The organism is Buttiauxella cochleicola (assembly GCF_021283185.1).
Lineage (GTDB): Bacteria > Pseudomonadota > Gammaproteobacteria > Enterobacterales > Enterobacteriaceae > Buttiauxella > Buttiauxella massiliensis.
In genome coordinates this window covers 1-19,241 of sequence record NZ_JAJSOS010000019.1, presented here as the reverse complement: position 1 = coordinate 19,241, position 19,241 = coordinate 1, and the positions used below count along the sequence as shown (strand labels likewise).

Here is a 19,241-nt window from a genome sequence, read left to right as displayed (position 1 = left end):
TGTGTTACGCGCCGTTTTTCAGAGCTTCAAGATATTCCCAGCGTTCAAAAGCCTCTTCCAGTGCTTTTTCTGCCGTGGTCAGGTCGCTCAATGTTTTTTGTGTGACGTCGTGTGGCTGGTTGAAAAACTCAGCATCTCCGACCTTAGCCTGGATAGCTTCCAGTTCCGCTTCAAGTTGTTCAAGACGTTGTGGTAATTGCTCTAATTCACGTTGCAGGTTATAGCTTAGCTTGCTACTTGCACGTTTAACAACTTCCGCCTTTGCTGGCTGGTTGTTTTGCGCCTTATCTGCCACAGAGTGGCGCAAAGTTTGCGCAGATGCCTGTTGACCTTTGGCGTCATGATAACCACCGACGTAACGACCAATCTTACCTTCGCCTTCAAAAATCCAGCATTCAGTAACAGTGTTGTCCACAAATTGACGATCGTGGCTCACCAACATGACCGTGCCCTGGTAACCATCAATCAACTCTTCAAGTAATTCGAGCGTTTCGACATCCAGGTCATTCGTCGGTTCATCGAGAATCATCAAGTTGCTTGGTTTTAGGAATAACTTCGCCAGTAAAAGGCGGTTACGCTCACCACCAGACAACGCACGAACCGGAGTCATGGCGCGTTTCGGATGGAACAAGAAGTCCTGCAAGTAACCCAGTACATGGCGTGGCTTGCCATTCACCATCACTTCTTGCTTACCTTCCGCCAGGTTGTCCATTACCGTACGATCAGGATCAAGCTCCGCACGGTGTTGGTCAAAGTACGCAACTTCAAGTTTGGTACCGCAATGCACGCGCCCGCTATCCGCTTTCAACTGATCTAACATCAGTTTCAGCAATGTGGTTTTGCCACAGCCGTTTGGCCCCACCAGCGCGATTTTGTCGCTGCGCTGCACCTGGGCTGAGAAATCGGACACCAGATTTTTGTTAGCGATCTGGTAAAACACGTTTTCCATTTCAAAGACGATCTTGCCGGAACGCGCCGCTTCACCAACTTGCATTTTAGCGCTGCCCAACACTTCACGACGAGCACTACGTTCGTTACGCATCGCTTTCAAGGCACGCACACGGCCTTCGTTACGCGTACGGCGTGCTTTAATGCCCTGACGGATCCACACTTCTTCCTGCGCAAGTTTGCGATCAAACTCGGCATTTTGCAGATCTTCAACACGCAAAGCTTCTTCTTTTGCCAGCAGATACTGATCGTAATCGCCAGGGTAAGAAACCAGTTTGCCGCGATCAAGATCGACGATACGCGTCGCCATATTGCGAATAAATGAACGGTCGTGCGAGATGAAAATAATGCTGCCCTGGAACTCTTTCAGGAAACCTTCCAGCCAGTCGATAGCTTCGATATCCAGGTGGTTGGTTGGCTCATCAAGCAACAAAACGCGTGGAGAACTCACCAGCGCACGGCCCAGTGCCGCTTTACGCAACCAGCCGCCAGAAAGTGCCGACAGTTCAGTATCAGCTTCCAGGCCTAATTGTTCGAGCACTTCATTGATGCGGCTATCCAGTTGCCAGAGATTCTGATGATCCAAAATCTCCTGGATACGCGCCATTTCATTGAGGTTTTTATCGCTCGGGTCGGTCATCACTTTATGGGAAATATCGTGATACGCCTTGAGGTACTCGGCCTGCTCTTCCACGCCTTCCGCAACGAAGTCGTAAACCGTGCCCGCGACATTACGCGGAGGATCTTGTTGCAAACGCGCGACAATCAAATCCTGTTCGTAAACCATGCGCCCATCATCAAGCGGCACTTCACGGTTGAGGATTTTCATCAGTGTGGATTTACCTGCACCGTTACGGCCAACCAGACAGACGCGTTCGTTTTCTTCAATATGGAGTTCGGTGTTATCTAACAACGGTGCGTCACTAAACGACAACCAGGCACCGTGCATACTAATCAATGACATGACAATTAATCCTTGGCTACGTGAGTAACGAGCCAGCAGTTATGAATTTGGCGATTACGGGCAAAATCTTGTGACAAGGTTTTCTGCGTGATTTCCTGAGCACTCAAGCCCAGATTAGCCAGCCCGTCAAAGTCCATTTTGAAGCCACGTTTATTGTTGGAGAACATAATGGTGCCACCCTGGCGCAACAGACGCTTAAGGTCTTTCATCAGCACGATATGGTCGCGCTGGACATCAAAAGATTCTTCCATACGTTTTGAGTTTGAGAACGTCGGTGGATCGATAAAAATCAGATCAAACTGTTCATCGGTTTCACGCAACCAGCCCAGGCAATCAGCCTGAACCAGGCGGTGTGCACGGCCACTCAAGCCGTTAAGACGCAAGTTACGCTCAGCCCACTCAAGGTAAGTACGAGACATATCAACGGTGGTCGTCGTTTTAGCGCCACCTAACCCTGCGTGAACTGTCGCGCTGCCGGTATAAGCAAATAGGTTAAGGAAATCTTTCCCTTTGCTCATTTTGCCCAGCATTTGGCGCGCAATACGGTGGTCGAGGAACAAACCGGTATCAAGATAGTCAGTCAGGTTGACCCACAGACGAGCGTTATATTCGCTCACTTCCATGAAGTCGCCCTTCTCATCCATTTTCTGATACTGGCTTTTCCCTTTCTGACGCTCACGGGTTTTCAGGATCAGTCGGTTGGATGGTAATTCCAGTACAGACATTGTTGCAGCAATTACATCAAACAGACGCTGACGTGCTTTATTAGCATCAACCGTTTTCGGCGGCGCATATTCCTGAACCACAACCCACTCGCCGTAGCGGTCAACAGCAACGTTATAGTCTGGCAAATCGGCATCGTAAATTCGGTAGCATTCGATGCCTTCCTGCCGCGCCCATTTATCGAGTTTTTTGATATTTTTGCGCAGGCGGTTCGCGTAATCATCAGCGATCTGGCCTGATTGTGCACCCGTGCTGGTGGCAGATAACTGATAGTTTTTCTGCACACAATCCAGCGGGCCGTTCTTAGCTTTAAACTGGCGTTCGGCGCGCAGTTGCAGGCAGCTTAGCAAATCCGGAGATGCACTAAACAGCGACAAATTCCAGCCGCCAAAATGGTTTTTCATATTGCGGCCAAGCAGGCTGTGCAACGCAATCAACGCAGGTTCACTATCCAGACGCTCGCCGTATGGCGGGTTACTAACAACCGTACCAACCGGGCCTTCCGGCAGCGGATTGGTCAATTTAGCCACGTCTTTGACTTCGTAGCTGATGATATCGCCCAGACCTGCACGACGGGTGTTGGCGCGGGCGCGTTCAATCACGCGTGAGTCGTTATCGGAACCATAGAAACGCGAAGTGTATTCGCCGAGACCTTTACGCGCACGAACCTGCGCTTCGGTGGTGATCTCTTTCCACAGATCGAAATCATGGTTCGCCCAACCAAGGAAGCCCCAATGTTTGCGATGTAAACCAGGCGCACGATCGGTGGCGATCATCGCAGCTTCAATCAACAGCGTGCCGGAACCGCACATTGGATCGAGCAGCGGAGTACCCGGCTGCCAGCCTGAACGCATAACAATAGCGGATGCCAGCGTTTCTTTAATAGGAGCAGCACCAGTGCTATCGCGGTAACCGCGCTGATGTAGACCTTCGCCGCTTAAATCCAGCGCGATACTGGCGGTATCTTTGTTCAGCCAAACGTTAATGCGCAGATCTGGCTGTTCACGTTCAACGTTCGGACGCGGCAAGTTTTTACGCGTGAAGGAGTCAACAATCGCATCCTTCACTTTTAACGCGCCATATTGACTGTTACGGATGACGTCATTCAGGCCACTGAAATGCACTGCAAATGTGGCATCCGAGCCAAACAATGCAGGCCAGTCGATGGTCTGTACGCCCAGATATAAATCCAGGTCGCTATAAACACTGCATTCATTTAATGGCAGCAAAATGCGGGACGCAAGGCGGCTCCACATCAAGCTTTGATAGAGCAGACGTGAGTCCCCCTGGTAATGTACGCCGCCCTGAACCACCTGGCATGCTTGCGCACCAAGGCCCTCCAGTTCAGTTTTTAATAGCTCTTCAAGCCCACGCGCCGTACTGGCAAACAGAGAATTCATATCGTCACTTAATCAGGTATAAAAAGAAAATTGTGGCGCATTATAGCCAATCCGCCACGCATGTCATAAAGTTGGCCTCTTATATTCTCTTTTTCTTCATTTATGCAAGGAGCGCGTGCGTATCATGATCACCCTATCCCAGCTTTATATTCACCCGGTGAAATCGATGCGCGGCCTTGCGCTCTCCCATGCACAGGCAACAACTAGCGGCTTAGCTTTTGACCGCATCTTTATGGTGACAGAACCTGACGGCACTTTTATTACCGCACGTCAGTTCCCGCAGATGGTGCTATTTACTCCGGCCATTATTCACGATGGTCTATTTTTGAGTGCGCCAGACGGCAGTTCCGCCACAATACGCTTTAGCGATTTCCGGCCTGAGGCTGCGCCAACGGAAGTCTGGGGAAACCATTTCACCGCGCAAATTGCTCCAGATGACATTAACCAATGGCTAAGCGGTTTTTTCTCACGCCCGGTACAACTGCGCTGGCTGGGTGAAAATTTAACACGCCGCGTTAAACGCCATGAAGAGGTACCACTCTCTTTTGCCGACGGTTTCCCATTCTTGCTGGCTAATGAAGCTTCGCTGCGCGATTTGCAAAATCGCTGCCCAGCGAGTGTAAAAATGACGCAATTTCGCCCGAATATTGTGGTCACCGGCGCACAAGCCTGGGACGAAGATAGCTGGCAAGTAGTACGGATTGGCGGCGTCACCTTTGATGTAGCAAAACCATGTAGCCGCTGTATTTTCACCACCGTCAGCCCGGAGCGTGGCCGCAAACATCCGAGTGGCGAGCCGCTGGCAACATTACAAAAATTCCGTACCGCACTGGATAATGGTGATGTCGATTTTGGCCAAAATCTGATTGCCCGCAATAGCGGTGTGATTCGCGTGGGTGATGAACTCGAAGTACTGGCGACAAAACCTGCGAAAGTTTATGGCGCAGGAGTGACCGAAGAAACTCTTGAGCCTTTCGAGCAGCAAGAAAGTTTGGTGGCGATTGACTGGCAGGGTCAACAATTTCGCGGTAACAACCAACAAATTTTACTAGAACAACTCGAACAACAAGGAATTCGCGTGCCCTATTCTTGTCGGGCCGGGATTTGCGGCAGCTGCCGGATAAAGTTAGTCAGTGGGGAAGTCAAAGCGTTGAAGAAAAATGCTATCAATGATGATGGCACAATCCTTTGCTGTAGTTGTATTCCTGCAGGAGATGTAGAGTTAGCGGGAAATTAAACTGCCTGATCAAGGTTAAGGGCGTGACTTGTTGGTTGCGGCTTTAATCTGTCATTCATCACTTTAATCGCATCACCGAGCTGCATGGTACGGCCAGCAAGTTGCAAGCCTGGTTGTGCTAATAAACAGAGTGCAGCGTTATCACCTGTTTCTACCACCAGCAGATTCACCTGCTGCATATCGTCGCTTAACCACACACAGGCTGCATCGCCCGGTATTGGCTGCCAGCATTCCCCATGAGAGAGAAAGTGCCAGCTTTTTGGCATCTGCGGCTTGAGATAACGAATCGCTACGAGTGCGTTTAATACCAGTTCAGCGCGCTGCTCTTTGCTTAATACGAGATCACGACATTTTTCTTCAAAAGAGAAAAAAAGAGCTGCATCATCAACACAAAACCCTGTGTTTTCAAAGGCATCGGGAGTAAGCATTTTACGAGGGAAACGGGAACGGAAAAGCATACCATTGGCTAAATCGAGCATCATACGATCATGCTCCTCATCATAATACCAACGCCAATTATCGTCCGGTTTAATCCGCATAATTATTTGCCCTTATCCCCATATACCTGCGATTAGAAATATCCTTATCACCGCTTCGTAAATGAACACATTAATAAAAGACCAATATGTTCAAATTAGCAACAGTGATGGAATATAAAACAACCGGGACTCAAAATAAAGCCCCGGTTGTCCGAAAGTAAAACATTCAGAGATTACAAACCTGAAATAATTTCTTTAATCAGAGGTGGGCCTTTAAATATGAAGCCGGAATATATTTGTACTAAAGAGGCACCCGCTGCCATCTTCTCGCGTGCGGCAATCAATGAATCAATACCGCCTACGCCAATAATCGGCAAGCGACCATTTAATTCTTGCGACAAGCGGCGAATAATTTCTGTGCTTTTTAACTGAACCGGGCGACCACTTAAGCCACCCATTTCATCGCAATATTTCATGCCCTGAACCAGGCTGCGATCCAATGTCGTATTGGTCGCAATTACCCCATCAATATTATGGCGTACCAAACTATCAGCTACCTGGATCAATTCTTCTTCAGAAAGATCCGGCGCGATCTTCACTGCCACAGGGACATATTTATGATGCAATTCCTGAAGCGCTCGCTGCTTATTTTTGATTGCAGATAACAGATCATCCAGCGCATCGCCGTATTGCAACGTGCGTAATCCAGGGGTATTTGGTGATGAAATATTAATCGCTATATAACCCGCGTAAGGATAAATTTTATCCATGCAGATCAAATAGTCATCTTTCCCTTGTTCAACTGGAGTGTCTTTATTCTTACCAATATTGATGCCAAGCACCCCGTCAAAATGGGATTTTTTGACATTCTCAACCAAGTTATCAACACCGTGGTTATTGAAACCCATACGGTTAATTAATCCTTCAGCCTCTACCAGACGAAAGATCCTTGGCTTGTCATTACCAGGCTGTGGGCGAGGCGTTACCGTGCCAATTTCAATGGAGCCAAAGCCCATTGCACCCAACGCATCAATGCACTCACCATTTTTGTCCAGACCTGCAGCCAGACCTAATGGGTTCTTAAAGGTCAATCCCATACAAGTGACAGGTTTTGACGGCACGTTTTGCCGCACCAGCCATTCGAGAGGTGTACCTGATACACGACGCAATTGCTGGAATGTCACTTCATGAGCGCGCTCTGGATCGAGCTTGAATAGGGCTTTACGAACGAAGGGGTAGTACATGAACTCTCCTGGATTCCCGGTATGCAAACCGGGGCCGTATTATCGTCGATAACGTCATTGAATGGAATTGACCTGTGACAAAAAAGGCTGAATCAGCGCAATCGTTTCCCTCTATCCCTGATGTTATGCGTTTTTTAGCAATTGTTTTCCAGATAAATCATTTAGTGGAATAAGAGTTCTGCGCGAATATCACACTCAATTGTTATCAATGTTATCTAAAAGCAAACAATTAGTTATAAGGAAACAATATGCGTGTGATTACCCTTGCTGGAAGCCCGCGCTTCCCATCCCGTTCTAGTGCACTGCTGGAATATGCCCGCGAAAAACTGAGCGCTCTGGATATCGAGGTGTGTCACTGGCATCTACAAAATTTTGCGCCTGAAGATTTGCTGTACGCACGTTTCGATAGCCCCGCTCTTTTAACGCTCATTGAGCAATTGCAGCAGGCCGATGGCGTGATCATCGCAACACCTGTTTATAAAGCTTCATTTTCTGGCGCTCTGAAAACGCTGCTCGACCTGCTTCCTGAGCGCGCACTGGATAAGAAAGTCGTTCTGCCTTTAGCCACTGGCGGTACGGTCGCGCACATGCTGGCAGTCGATTACGCACTAAAGCCTGTCCTTAATGCGCTAAAAGCACAGGAAATCCTACATGGCGTGTTTGCTGATGACAGCCAGATAGCGGATTACCAGCACAAACCAGTGTTCAGCAACAACTTACAACAACGCCTCGATAACTCGCTGGAAACCTTCTGGCAGGCTCTGCACCGCCGGGATTTCATTGTCTCCTCCCCTTTTAAAACGCAAGGAGTTGCTCATGTTTAACTTTCTGAAACGAACCGCGCCCTGGCTTGCACTCGCAGGAACATTAAGCCTGAGCGCTACACTTCACGCGGCTGAAACTGGTCCTGAGCAGCTACGCATTGGTTATCAAAAAGGCTCGGTCAGCATGGTGCTGGCGAAAAGCCACCAGCTGCTGGAAAAAGAGTATCCAAACACAAAATTCCAGTGGATTGAATTCCCGGCGGGCCCGCAAATGCTCGAAGCGCTGAACATCGGCAGTATCGATCTCGGCAGCACCGGTGATATTCCGCCAATCTTCGCGCAGGCCGCGGGCGCTGATCTTGTGTATGTCGGGTCTGAGCCTGCAAAACCAAAAGCCGAAGTGATTCTGGTACCGGAAAATAGCCCAATAAAAACCGTGGCGGATCTTAAAGGGCATAAAATTGCTTTCCAGAAAGGTTCCAGTTCCCACAACCTGGTACTACGAGCGCTGCAAAAAGCTGGGCTGAAATTTACCGATGTCCAGCCTGCTTATTTAACTCCGGCTGATGCGCGTGCTGCATTCCAACAGGGCAACGTTGATGCCTGGGCGATTTGGGACCCGTACTATTCTGCGGCCTTGTTAAACGGCGGTGTGCGCGTGTTAACCGACGGTAGCGAGCTGAATCAGACGGGTTCTTTCTATCTTGCTTCACGCCCTTATGCCGAACAAAACGGTCCGTTCCTGCAACAGGTTCTGAAAACATTTAGCGACGCCGATGCGTTAACCCGTAGCCAACGTGATGCAAGCGTCGCGCTGCTGGCAAAAACCATGGGGCTACCGGAAAAAGTGATTGCCACCTATTTCGATCATCGCCCACCAACGGTGATTACACCAGTCAGCGCCGAGACTGCGAAAAAACAACAGCAAACCGCAGATCTGTTTTATGACAACCACTTAGTGCCTAAGAAAGTCGATATTCGCACCCGCATCTGGCAGCCCTCAACACAAGGAAACAAGTCATGAGTTTAAATATGTTCTGGTTCTTACCTACCCATGGCGATGGCCACTACTTAGGAAGCAACGATGCAGCACGCCCGGTTGATCACGGTTATCTGCAACAGATTGCTCAGGCTGCTGACAGACTCGGTTTTACTGGCGTACTGATCCCAACGGGCCGTTCTTGTGAAGATGCCTGGCTGGTTGCCGCATCTATGATTCCGGTGACGCAGCGTTTGAAATTTCTGGTCGCGCTGCGCCCAAGCGTGACCTCGCCAACCGTGGCTGCACGCCAGGCCGCAACGCTCGACCGACTTTCCAACGGGCGTGCTTTATTTAACCTGGTGACCGGTAGCGACCCGGAAGAGCTGGCTGCAGACGGCGTGTTCCTCAATCATAAAGAGCGTTATGAAGCCTCTGCGGAATTTACCAATATCTGGCGTCGTTTGCTGGAAGGCGAAACGGTAGATCACGAAGGCAAACACATTCAGGTTAAAGGGGCAAAACTGTTGTTCCCGCCAGTGCAACAGCCCCGTCCCCCGCTCTATTTTGGTGGCTCTTCAGATGTGGCACAGGATCTTGCCGCCGAACAAGTGGATCTCTATCTCACCTGGGGCGAGCCACCACATTTAGTGAAAGAAAAAATTGAGCAAGTCCGAGCGAAAGCCGCAGCTCATGGCCGCACGGTACGTTTCGGCATTCGCTTGCATGTGATAGTGCGCGAAACCAACGAAGAAGCATGGGATGCCGCTAATCGCCTGATTTCTCAGCTTGATGATGAAACCATCGCCAAAGCGCAGGCCGCATTTGCGCGCACCGATTCCGTCGGGCAGCACCGCATGGCGGCGTTGCACGGCGGCAAACGTGACAACCTGGAAATTAGCCCGAACCTGTGGGCGGGCGTTGGCCTGGTGCGTGGCGGTGCGGGTACTGCGTTGGTAGGTGATGGCCCAACTGTTGCGGAGCGCATCAACGAATACGCTGCGCTTGGTATCGACAGTTTTATTCTTTCGGGATACCCGCATCTGGAAGAGGCTTATCGAGTTGGGGAGTTGCTGTTCCCACATCTTGATGTCGCGATTCCACAAATTCCACAGCCGCGCCTGGTTCATGAACGGGGCGAAGTGGTAGCAAATGACTTTATCCCGCGCAAAGTGGCGCAAAGCTAAGGAGCAGCCAATGACCCCTTCAACGCACAAACTGTTACTGAGGCTGGCACCGTGGTTTTTGCCGGTTGCGGTTATCGCAATCTGGCAACTCTCTTCGAGCGCAGGCTGGCTCTCGTCGCGAATCCTCCCTTCTCCTGAAGGGGTGGTGATTGCATTCTGGAATCTCTCAGCCAGCGGTGAATTATGGCAGCACCTGGCTATCAGCTCATGGCGTGCGGTGATTGGTTTTAGCATTGGCGGTTCTCTGGGGTTAGTGCTCGGATTGATAAGCGGCCTGTCTCGCTGGGGAGAGCGCCTGCTGGACAGTTCGATTCAGATGCTGCGTAACGTTCCGCACCTGGCGCTGATTCCGTTGGTGATTTTGTGGTTCGGTATCGATGAATCTGCGAAGATTTTCCTCGTCGCACTCGGTACGCTGTTCCCTATTTATATCAATACCTGGCATGGCATCCGTAATATCGACCAGGGTTTGTTGGAGATGGCACGTAGCTATGGGTTGTCGGGCTTTAGTCTGTTCGCGCAGGTGATTCTACCCGGTGCACTTCCTTCGATTATGGTCGGAATTCGTTTCGCCTTAGGCCTGATGTGGTTGACCTTAATCGTGGCAGAAACCATTTCTGCTAACTCAGGAATTGGTTATCTGGCAATGAACGCCCGCGAATTCCTGCAAACCGATGTGGTGGTGGTCGCCATCATTCTTTACGCCCTGCTCGGCAAACTCGCTGACATCAGCGCGCAATTACTCGAACGTGTCTGGCTGCGCTGGCATCCGGCTTATCAGTTGCAGGAGGAGAACGCATGAATACCGCTCGCTTAAACCAGGGGACTCCCCTGCTCCTTAACAGCGTAACCAAACGCTACGGTAATAAAACGATTCTTGATGAGCTGGAATTACATATCCCTGCCGGGCAATTTGTTGCCGTGGTTGGGCGCAGCGGCGGCGGTAAAAGTACCTTGCTGCGTTTATTGGCAGGGTTGGAAAATGCCAACGGTGGCTCGCTGATTGCCGGAAACGCACCACTGCGCGAGAGCCAGGATGAAACACGCTTAATGTTCCAGGATGCTCGCCTGCTGCCGTGGAAATCAGTGATTAACAATGTTGGCCTGGGGCTGAAAGGGAACTGGAAAGAATCGGCGATGAAAGCGCTGGAAGCGGTTGGGCTTGCCAATCGCGCTACCGAGTGGCCGGCCGCCCTGTCCGGCGGCCAGAAACAACGCGTGGCGTTGGCCCGGGCTCTAATTCATCGCCCACGCCTGTTATTGCTGGATGAACCGTTGGGTGCACTGGATGCCCTGACGCGTATCGAAATGCAGGAGTTGATTGTCTCTTTGTGGCAGGAACATGGGTTTACGGTATTGCTGGTGACGCACGATGTTAGCGAAGCCGTTGCGATGGCGGATCGAGTGTTACTGATTGAAGAAGGAAAGATCGGTTTGGATCTGACGGTAGATTTGCCACGTCCCCGTAAGCTCGGCTCTGTCCGGCTGGCTGAACTGGAATCTCAGGTGTTAGAACGAGTGATGAAACGGCAGGTTATAGAAGAACCGGCACGCGTGGTGCGCACCGGTTAAATTATGTCGGATGTCGCTTACGCTAATCCGACCTGGTCAAACTTTTGTAGGGTGGATTAGCGGTAAGCGACATCCACCTTATAAAAGCGATATTAAGCTAACGCTTTAGAAATTTTCTCGAACAGATCGCCCGACAAATTCTCCAGCCCTTTCAGCTGTTCCAGCGCTGCACGCATCATGCCCTGACGTTTCTCGTCATAGCGTTTCAGGCGAATCAACGGCTCAATCAGACGAGACGCAACCTGCGGGTTACGGTGGTTCAGCTCGCTGAGCATTTCCACCATAAACTGATAACCGCTGCCGTCGAGCGCGTGGAATGCAGCCGGGTTAGCCGAGGCAAACGCACCAATCAGCGAGCGCACGCGGTTTGGATTACCCATGCTGAATGAACGATGGTTTAGCAATTCACGCACTTTGCTCAGCGTGTCAGCCGCAGGACTTGTCGCTTGCAGCACAAACCATTTATCCATAACCAGACCGTCCTGATGCCATTTCTCATCAAATGCAGCCAGCAGTTCTGCACGGCACGGCAATTGCGCAGCAACTGACGCAGATAAAGCGGCAATAGAGTCCGTCATGTTATCAGCGCTTTCGAACTGGTTACGCACCAGTTGCTCAGCCAGCTGCTTCTCGCCAAAGGCCAGATAACGCAGGCAAGTATTACGCAGCGCACGTTTGCCGATATCCGCATGCTCGACGCGATAAGCATCGAGTTTGTTGGCGTTGTAAACCGCCAGGAACTCATCAGCCAGCTCGTTTGCCAAAGTACGAGTCAGTGCTTCATGCACTGCAGCAATTGCCTGTGGATCGATTTTCTGGAACAGCTCGGCGATTTCGTTCTGCGATGGCAGCGTCAGAATTTCTGCCGCCAGTGCCGGGTCGATTTTCTCGTCCAGCAAAATTGCACGGAACGCATCAGCAACATGCAGCGGCAGCGACAACGGCTGGCCCTGTTGGCTGCGGTTGACGTTCAGCTTGATGTAAGTTGCCAGCAGACTTTGTGCCGCATCCCAACGCGAGAAATCGTTACGCGCGTGACGCATCAGGAAGGTTAGCTGCTGATCGCTCCACTTATATTCCAGTTTCACTGGCGCAGAGAATTCACGTAGCAAAGACGGAACTGGCTGGAAGTAAACGTTATCAAAAACAAACGTCTGCTCGGCCTGAGTCACATTCAGCACGTGGTGAATCGGATGACCATTTTTCTGCAAAGGAATCACTTTGCCCTCGTTGTCATACAGTTCGATGTCGAACGGAATATGTAACGGGTGCTTTTCCTGCTGCTCGGCGGTTGGCGGCGTGTGTTGGCTGATGGTCAGCGTATACAGCTCTTTTTCCGGGTCGTAGTCATCACGCACGGTGACTACAGGCGTACCTGCCTGGCTGTACCAACGGCGGAAGTGCGATAGGTCAACGTTCGACGCATCTTCCATCGCCTGCACGAAATCATCACAGGTTGCTGCGCTGCCATCATGGCGCTCAAAGTAAAGTAGCATCCCTTTCTGGAAGTTCTCTTCACCCAGCAAAGTGTGCAGCATACGGATAACTTCTGAACCCTTCTCATACACCGTCAGGGTGTAGAAGTTGTTCATTTCAATGACTTTGTCCGGGCGAATCGGATGCGCCATCGGGCTTGCGTCTTCAGCGAACTGCGCAGCACGCATGGTGCGCACATTCTGAATGCGGTTTACTGCGCGTGAACCGAGGTCTGAACTAAATTCTTGATCGCGGAAAACAGTCAGCCCTTCTTTCAGGCTTAACTGGAACCAATCACGACAAGTCACGCGGTTACCGGTCCAGTTATGGAAATATTCGTGGCCGATAACGGCTTCGATATCGAGATAGTCTTTGTCCGTCGCGGTTTCCGCACGGGCCAGCACGTATTTGGAGTTAAAGACGTTAAGCCCTTTGTTCTCCATCGCGCCCATGTTGAAGAAATCGACGGCGACAATCATATAGATGTCGAGGTCGTATTCCAGGCCGAAGCGGGTTTCATCCCATTTCATCGACGCTTTCAAAGAGGTCATCGCCCAACCTGCGCGGTCGAGATTGCCACGATCGACGAACAATTCCAGCGCCACATCGCGGCCAGAACGCGTTTTGAACGTGTCACGTAAGACGTCGAAATCACCCGCCACCAGCGCAAACAGGTAGGAAGGTTTTGGGAACGGATCCTGCCACTGAACCCAATGACGGCCATTTTCCAGTTCACCTTCGGCAATGCGGTTGCCGTTAGATAACAGGAATGGATATTTGGATTTATCGGCAATGATTTTGGTGGTGAAACGCGCCAGAACGTCTGGTCGGTCGAGATACCAGGTAATGTGGCGGAAACCTTCAGCTTCACACTGAGTGCAAAGCGCATCGCCTGAAAGATAAAGCCCTTCGAGCGCGGTATTAGTTGCCGGGCTGATTTCATTAGCGATGGTCAGCGTGAAGGCTTCTGGCAGCGATTCAATAATCAATGCGCCATCTTCCTGGCGATAATCTTCCCAGGCAGCACCGTTGACCGAAATTGAAACCAGCGTCAGGTCTTCGCCATCAAGACGCAGTGGCGCACCAGCCGCGCCCTGGCGGGTAATTTGGCTGACCGCAGTGACCAGGGTTTTTGTGGCATCAAGGTCAAAGGTCAAATCGATATCGGTAATCGTGTAATCTGGCGCACGGTAGTCGTGGCGATATTTGGCTTGTGGCTGTTGTGTCATAAAAAACCTTATATATCTTCCGTAAGTTTTCGGGGTTCAGTCTATTCCTGTTGCTCTAATGTTGCCACGCAGAATCATCAACTTTTCTGGGCATCTGGCGCATATTGCTACATTTATATAACAAGCGGCACAAATTGCCATCGACCCGGATCGGTTCGTGTGTTGTGATCCAGGTTTAATAAACAGATAATCAGGGTATACTCCTGCGTCTTTTATCTGCTTAGCCCTTATGGAAACGCTCCTGTGAGAGGATGCTGCAACGCGCCATGACACGATACGCTTCCCCGATTTTGCAAACGCTTCTGGATACTGACGCCTATAAGCTTCATATGCAGCAGGCGGTTTTCCACCGTTATCACGACGTGAGCGTCGCGGCCGAGTTCCGTTGCCGCGGTGACGATCTGCTGGGCATTTATGCAGATGACATCCGTGAACAGGTTGATTTAATGCAGCACCTCGCGCTTAGCGACGAGGAATTTACCTTCCTGGAAAGTCTGCCGTTCTTTAAAGCAGATTATCTCGCGTGGCTGCGTACTTTTCGCTACGACCCCTCGACAGTCCATATCCGCAATAACAATGGTCATTTAGACATTCGTCTGACCGGCACCTGGCTGGAAGTAATTATGTGGGAAGTGCCGCTGCTGGCCGTGATCAGTGAAGTGGTGCATCAGCACCGTTCACCCGGCGTCACGCCGCAAATGGCGCTGGAGAGTCTGGAAAGTAAGCTGGTTCAATTCAAAGAACTGACAGCAGACACCGACCTTTCCAAATTCCGTCTGATGGATTTTGGTACCCGCCGCCGTTTCTCCCGTGAAGTTCAGGAGGCGATTGTCAGCCGCCTGCAACAAGAAACGTGGTTTGTCGGTACCAGTAATTACGACCTGGCGCATCGACTGAATTTAACCCCAATGGGCACTCAGGCCCACGAATGGTTCCAGGCACATCAGCAAATCAGCCCTACACTGGCGAACAGCCAACGTGCAGCACTCCAGGCATGGCTTGACGAGTATCCTGACAAACTCGGTATCGCATTAACGGATTGCATCACTATGGATGCCTTCTTGCGCGATTTTGACCTCTCGTTTGCCAGCCAATACCAGGGATTGCGCCATGATTCAGGGGATCCAGTCGAATGGGGCGAAAAAGCTATCGCTCATTATCAGAAGCTTGGCATTGATCCAAAAACCAAAGTATTGGTGTTCTCTGATAATTTGGATTTGCCAAAAGCTATTGAGTTGTATCGCCACTTCGCAGCGCGCATCAATTTAAGTTTTGGTATCGGTACTCGCCTGACCTGCGATATTCCACAGGTGAAGCCGCTGAATATTGTTATCAAACTGGTGGAGTGTAACGGCAAGCCGGTGGCGAAACTTTCTGACAGCCCGGGCAAAACGATTTGCCACGATAAAGCGTTCGTCCGCGCATTGCGTAAAGCCTTCGATTTGCCACAGGTTAAGAAAGCCAGCTGATTCAGATAAACTCATGGGTGATATTCATTGAGCCCATGAGTTTTCCTATTTATCCCCCCACGCCCCCTTCTTTATTGTATTTCTTGCTCCCTGATGATTTTTCTACTTGTCTGATTGCTCGCGACAGGTAACATAGATAACCCCCCATTGTGGGTAATTTATTTTTGTCATTGACCAATTAATAGAGAGAAAAATATGAGCGTTGTGCCTGTAGCCGACGTACTCCAGGGCCGTGTAGCCGTTGACCAAGAAGTCACCGTGCGCGGATGGGTGCGTACTCGTAGAGATTCAAAAGCTGGTATCTCCTTCCTCGCCGTCTATGACGGTTCCTGCTTCTCTCCTGTACAGGCCGTCATTAATAATACTCTGCCTAATTACAATGAAGACGTACTGCGCCTGACCACTGGCTGTTCAGTCGTTGTCACAGGTAAAGTTGTAGAGTCTCTCGGTCAGGGCCAGAGCTTTGAAATCCAGGCCACTGAAGTTGAAGTGACTGGTTGGGTTGATGATCCTGATACTTACCCGATGGCGGCTAAACGCCACAGCATTGAGTATCTGCGTGAAGTTGCTCACTTGCGTCCGCGTACCAACATGATCGGCGCTGTTGCACGCGTTCGTCATACACTGGCCCAGGCGCTGCATCGCTTCTTCCATGAGCAAGGTTATTTTTGGGTTTCTACACCACTGATTACTGCCTCAGACACCGAAGGCGCAGGCGAGATGTTCCGCGTGTCTACGCTGGATATGGAAAATCTGCCACGTAACGACGCTGGCAAAGTCGATTTCGATAAAGACTTCTTTGGCAAAGAAGCGTTCCTGACCGTATCGGGTCAGTTGAACGGTGAAACCTATGCGTGCGCGTTGTCCAAGGTTTATACCTTCGGCCCAACCTTCCGTGCTGAAAACTCTAACACCAGCCGTCACCTGGCTGAGTTCTGGATGTTAGAACCGGAAGTCGCTTTCGCAAATCTGGACGACGTAGCAGGTCTGGCAGAAGCGATGCTGAAATATGTCTTCAAAGCGGTGCTTGATGAGCGCATGGATGACATGGAGTTCTTCGCAGAGCGCGTTGACAAAGATGCAGTCGCACGTTTACAGCGTTTCATTGATGCTGATTTCGCTCAGGTTGACTACACCGACGCTGTTACAATTCTCGAGAATTGTGGCCAGAAATTCGAAAACCCAGTTTACTGGGGCGTTGACCTTTCTTCTGAGCATGAACGTTACCTTGCTGAGCAACACTTCAAAGCACCGGTAGTTGTGAAGAATTACCCGAAAGATATTAAAGCGTTCTATATGCGCCTTAACGAAGACGGTAAAACCGTTGCCGCAATGGACGTGTTAGCGCCGGGCATCGGTGAGATCATCGGTGGTTCTCAGCGTGAAGAGCGCCTGGATGTGCTGGATGCGCGCATGGCTGAGATGGGTCTGAATAAAGAAGACTACTGGTGGTACCGCGACCTGCGTCGTTACGGCACCGTTCCACATTCGGGCTTCGGTCTTGGTTTTGAGCGTCTGATTGCCTATGTAACCGGTGTTCAGAACGTTCGTGACGTGATTCCATTCCCACGTACACCGCGTAACGCAAGCTTCTAAGTCGTCGTTTTTCTAAGGCCAGCATCGCTGGCCTTTTTTTTGCCTGTCGTACAAACGTCTTTTTTCTTCAACGAAAGTTAAACAAACGTCAATTTCAACCCCTTCCTGCAACTTGCCCGTTACCAATTGTGTCTATGAAACAGACAAACACAAAATAACCTTACTTTCCCCTTGCAGCCTCATTCTGATGTTTGACTTAGCACATTCGGCCAAAATTCACACAGATGTCTGGACATCCAAAAAACACTCGAAAAATGTGCAAATGTAAGCGAAGAATTCACTAAGTTTATCCTTATACGGATTAAACATAAGTAATTCATATATATAGGAATGGAAAGGTCGAATTTTATACGAAGCGGCTAAGAAGTTTGAGTTAGTTCACAAAGTTCCATAAAATACACATTTAGTTACACATAGTTTCTTCTTGTAACTCACTCTCGATGTTTGTAGCACTTTCAGGCTAGCGAAACGGTTTCATGGATGGAAAGATGCCTGACAGATACAGAAAGACACCAAACTCTCATCAATAGTTCCGTATAGAATTATTGACGGCAGTGGCAGGTGTTACAAAAAAACCTAATGAGGGTAATAAATAATGATGAAGCGCAATATTCTGGCAGTGTTAATCCCTGCTCTGCTGGTAGCCGGTGCAGCTAACGCTGCAGAAATCTACAACAAAAACGGCAACAAACTGGACTTCTATGGTAAGGCTGTTGGTGAGCATGGCTGGACGACTAACGGTCACAGCACAAACGCTGACTCTACCTATGCTCGTATTGGCTTCAAGGGTGAAACCCAGATCAATGACCAGATGATTGGTTACGGTCAGTGGGAATACAACATGACCGCTTCCAACCCGGAAGGCGCTCAGAGCCAAAATACTCGTCTGGCATTTGCTGGTCTGAAATTTGGTGATGCAGGTTCCCTGGATTACGGCCGTAACTATGGCGCAATCTACGACGTAGCGGCTTACACCGATATGTTCGTTGTTTGGGGTGGCGATTCATGGGCTGCTACCGACAACTTCATGACTGGCCGTACTAATGGTGTTCTGACTTACCGTAACAGCAACTTCTTCGGTCTGGTTGACGGTCTGAACTTTGCTCTGCAATACCAGGGTAAAAACGATCGTAACAGTCCAGTTACCGTTAACTATGACGACACTACTGGTACCCCAATCTCAGCTAGCCTGAGTGGTAACGGCGCTAAAGCTAACGGCGAAGGCTACAGCACTGCTGTAACTTATGACTTTGCAGAAGGCTTCAGCGTAGCTGCGGGTTATGCAAACTCTGACCGTACCGATGCACAGAAGAATGCAGAAACAGCATCAACTCCAGCGGGTGTTCGCTATAACGGCGGCGCAAGTGGTGATCAAGCTGAAGCATGGTCTACTTCTGCTAAATACGATGCAAACAACGTGTACGCAGCAGTTATGTATGCAGAAACGCAGAACATGACTCGTGAACCAGATGCAAACTTCGCTAACAAAACTCAGAACTTCGAAGCGGTTGTTCAGTACCAATTCGATTTCGGTCTGCGTCCATCCGTGGGTTACGTGCAGTCTAAAGGTAAGGACCTTGTTGGTCGTAAAGGCTTTGCAGGCGGCGATGCTGACCTGGTTAAATATGTCGAAGTCGGTACCTGGTACTACTTCAACAAAAACATGAACGTTTACGCGGCATACAAATTTAACCTGCTGGACGACAACAGCTACGCACAAGCGACTGGTCAAGAAACTGATGACCAGACCACTGTTGGTATCGTTTACCAGTTCTAATTATCCAGCAACTTTGTTGCAAGGATGATTTAAAAACAGGGCTTCGGCTAATGCCGGTCACTTAAGGTGACCGGCATTGTTTTTTAAGGGATATTTCGACCTTTTTTCTCTCACTTCCCTTGCATATTCACGCTCACGCCTCGAGGGGAGTTTTAGCATCGCTGCGTTGCTGTAAAAATGCTTCAGGTGACCCGGGA

General features: G+C 50.1%; 14 protein-coding genes and 1 pseudogene. 9 read left to right on the top strand and 6 right to left on the bottom strand.

What is annotated here, in order from left to right:
* Window positions 1-4 precede the first annotated feature (4 nt).
* Window positions 5-1,912: an ABC transporter ATP-binding protein gene (locus LVQ76_RS21275; RefSeq protein WP_154149520.1), complete on the bottom strand. Its 1,908-nt coding sequence runs from the start codon at window positions 1,910-1,912 to the stop codon at window positions 5-7.
* 5 nt (window positions 1,913-1,917) lie between these two features.
* Complete coding sequence (rlmKL, locus tag LVQ76_RS21270) at window positions 1,918-4,035, bottom strand: bifunctional 23S rRNA (guanine(2069)-N(7))-methyltransferase RlmK/23S rRNA (guanine(2445)-N(2))-methyltransferase RlmL (RefSeq protein ID WP_151992691.1); 2,118 nt, start codon at window positions 4,033-4,035, stop codon at window positions 1,918-1,920.
* Between the two features lie 124 nt (window positions 4,036-4,159).
* Between rlmKL and LVQ76_RS21265 the strand changes: the two genes are divergently transcribed.
* Window positions 4,160-5,272: a YcbX family protein gene (locus tag LVQ76_RS21265; RefSeq protein ID WP_232922428.1), complete on the top strand. Its 1,113-nt coding sequence runs from the start codon at window positions 4,160-4,162 to the stop codon at window positions 5,270-5,272.
* Here the strand turns inward: LVQ76_RS21265 and zapC are convergent.
* Both zapC and pyrD read right to left on the bottom strand, forming a co-directional pair.
* A complete protein-coding gene (zapC, locus tag LVQ76_RS21260; RefSeq protein WP_232922427.1) occupies window positions 5,269-5,811 on the bottom strand; it encodes a cell division protein ZapC in 543 nt (180 codons plus the stop codon). The two genes, LVQ76_RS21265 and zapC, sit on opposite strands and share 4 nt — an antisense overlap.
* A gap of 173 nt (window positions 5,812-5,984) precedes the next feature.
* Window positions 5,985-6,995, bottom strand: coding sequence for a quinone-dependent dihydroorotate dehydrogenase (gene pyrD / locus LVQ76_RS21255; protein WP_232922426.1), 1,011 nt, complete (start codon window positions 6,993-6,995; stop codon window positions 5,985-5,987).
* Between the two features lie 248 nt (window positions 6,996-7,243).
* Here pyrD and ssuE point away from each other — a divergent pair, with 248 nt between their 5' ends.
* The 5 genes from ssuE to ssuB are packed head-to-tail and all read left to right on the top strand — an operon-like array spanning window position 7,244 to window position 11,497.
* Entirely contained in the window at window positions 7,244-7,819 is a 576-nt protein-coding gene (ssuE, locus tag LVQ76_RS21250) for an NADPH-dependent FMN reductase (RefSeq protein ID WP_232922425.1), read from the top strand.
* Window positions 7,812-8,783, top strand: coding sequence for a sulfonate ABC transporter substrate-binding protein (locus LVQ76_RS21245; RefSeq protein ID WP_232864992.1), 972 nt, complete (start codon window positions 7,812-7,814; stop codon window positions 8,781-8,783). Before ssuE ends, LVQ76_RS21245 begins: the two co-directional genes overlap by 8 nt.
* Complete coding sequence (gene ssuD / locus LVQ76_RS21240; protein WP_064517574.1) at window positions 8,780-9,925, top strand: FMNH2-dependent alkanesulfonate monooxygenase; 1,146 nt, start codon at window positions 8,780-8,782, stop codon at window positions 9,923-9,925. Before LVQ76_RS21245 ends, ssuD begins: the two co-directional genes overlap by 4 nt.
* Before the next feature lie 10 nt (window positions 9,926-9,935).
* Window positions 9,936-10,727 (top strand): aliphatic sulfonate ABC transporter permease SsuC, encoded by a 792-nt coding sequence (gene ssuC, locus LVQ76_RS21235; RefSeq protein ID WP_064517571.1) that lies wholly within the window; start codon window positions 9,936-9,938, stop codon window positions 10,725-10,727.
* Window positions 10,724-11,497: an aliphatic sulfonates ABC transporter ATP-binding protein gene (gene ssuB / locus LVQ76_RS21230; RefSeq protein WP_232864994.1), complete on the top strand. Its 774-nt coding sequence runs from the start codon at window positions 10,724-10,726 to the stop codon at window positions 11,495-11,497. Before ssuC ends, ssuB begins: the two co-directional genes overlap by 4 nt.
* A gap of 92 nt (window positions 11,498-11,589) precedes the next feature.
* On the opposite strand, the gene pepN is transcribed toward ssuB, so the two are convergent.
* A complete protein-coding gene (gene pepN / locus LVQ76_RS21225) occupies window positions 11,590-14,202 on the bottom strand; it encodes an aminopeptidase N (protein ID WP_232922424.1) in 2,613 nt (870 codons plus the stop codon).
* Between the two features lie 266 nt (window positions 14,203-14,468).
* Here pepN and pncB point away from each other — a divergent pair, with 266 nt between their 5' ends.
* The 3 genes from pncB to LVQ76_RS21210 all read left to right on the top strand — a co-directional run bounded on the left by pncB (window position 14,469) and on the right by LVQ76_RS21210 (window position 19,044).
* Complete coding sequence (pncB, locus tag LVQ76_RS21220; RefSeq protein WP_232922423.1) at window positions 14,469-15,671, top strand: nicotinate phosphoribosyltransferase; 1,203 nt, start codon at window positions 14,469-14,471, stop codon at window positions 15,669-15,671.
* 195 nt (window positions 15,672-15,866) lie between these two features.
* Entirely contained in the window at window positions 15,867-17,267 is a 1,401-nt protein-coding gene (gene asnS / locus LVQ76_RS21215; protein WP_232864997.1) for an asparagine--tRNA ligase, read from the top strand.
* 595 nt (window positions 17,268-17,862) lie between these two features.
* Window positions 17,863-19,044 carry a porin gene (locus LVQ76_RS21210; protein ID WP_151992702.1) on the top strand — a complete coding sequence of 394 codons (1,182 nt, stop codon included), beginning with the start codon at window positions 17,863-17,865 and terminating at the stop codon, window positions 19,042-19,044.
* Window positions 19,045-19,101: 57 nt separating this feature from the next.
* On the opposite strand, the pseudogene LVQ76_RS21205 reads toward LVQ76_RS21210, so the two are convergent.
* Window positions 19,102-19,241, bottom strand: a pseudogene (locus LVQ76_RS21205) (IS4 family transposase); the annotation flags it as partial.

Bases quoted from the DNA above. Each gene is read 5' to 3' on its own strand.
- LVQ76_RS21275 (WP_154149520.1), bottom strand. From the start codon at position 1,912: ATGTCATTGATTAGTATGCACGGTGCCTGGTTGTCGTTTAGTGACGCA.
- rlmKL (WP_151992691.1), bottom strand. From the start codon at position 4,035: ATGAATTCTCTGTTTGCCAGTACGGCGCGTGGGCTTGAAGAGCTATTA.
- LVQ76_RS21265 (WP_232922428.1), top strand. From the start codon at position 4,160: ATGATCACCCTATCCCAGCTTTATATTCACCCGGTGAAATCGATGCGC.
- zapC (WP_232922427.1), bottom strand. From the start codon at position 5,811: ATGCGGATTAAACCGGACGATAATTGGCGTTGGTATTATGATGAGGAG.
- pyrD (WP_232922426.1), bottom strand. From the start codon at position 6,995: ATGTACTACCCCTTCGTTCGTAAAGCCCTATTCAAGCTCGATCCAGAG.
- ssuE (WP_232922425.1), top strand. From the start codon at position 7,244: ATGCGTGTGATTACCCTTGCTGGAAGCCCGCGCTTCCCATCCCGTTCT.
- LVQ76_RS21245 (WP_232864992.1), top strand. From the start codon at position 7,812: ATGTTTAACTTTCTGAAACGAACCGCGCCCTGGCTTGCACTCGCAGGA.
- ssuD (WP_064517574.1), top strand. From the start codon at position 8,780: ATGAGTTTAAATATGTTCTGGTTCTTACCTACCCATGGCGATGGCCAC.
- ssuC (WP_064517571.1), top strand. From the start codon at position 9,936: ATGACCCCTTCAACGCACAAACTGTTACTGAGGCTGGCACCGTGGTTT.
- ssuB (WP_232864994.1), top strand. From the start codon at position 10,724: ATGAATACCGCTCGCTTAAACCAGGGGACTCCCCTGCTCCTTAACAGC.
- pepN (WP_232922424.1), bottom strand. From the start codon at position 14,202: ATGACACAACAGCCACAAGCCAAATATCGCCACGACTACCGTGCGCCA.
- pncB (WP_232922423.1), top strand. From the start codon at position 14,469: ATGACACGATACGCTTCCCCGATTTTGCAAACGCTTCTGGATACTGAC.
- asnS (WP_232864997.1), top strand. From the start codon at position 15,867: ATGAGCGTTGTGCCTGTAGCCGACGTACTCCAGGGCCGTGTAGCCGTT.
- LVQ76_RS21210 (WP_151992702.1), top strand. From the start codon at position 17,863: ATGATGAAGCGCAATATTCTGGCAGTGTTAATCCCTGCTCTGCTGGTA.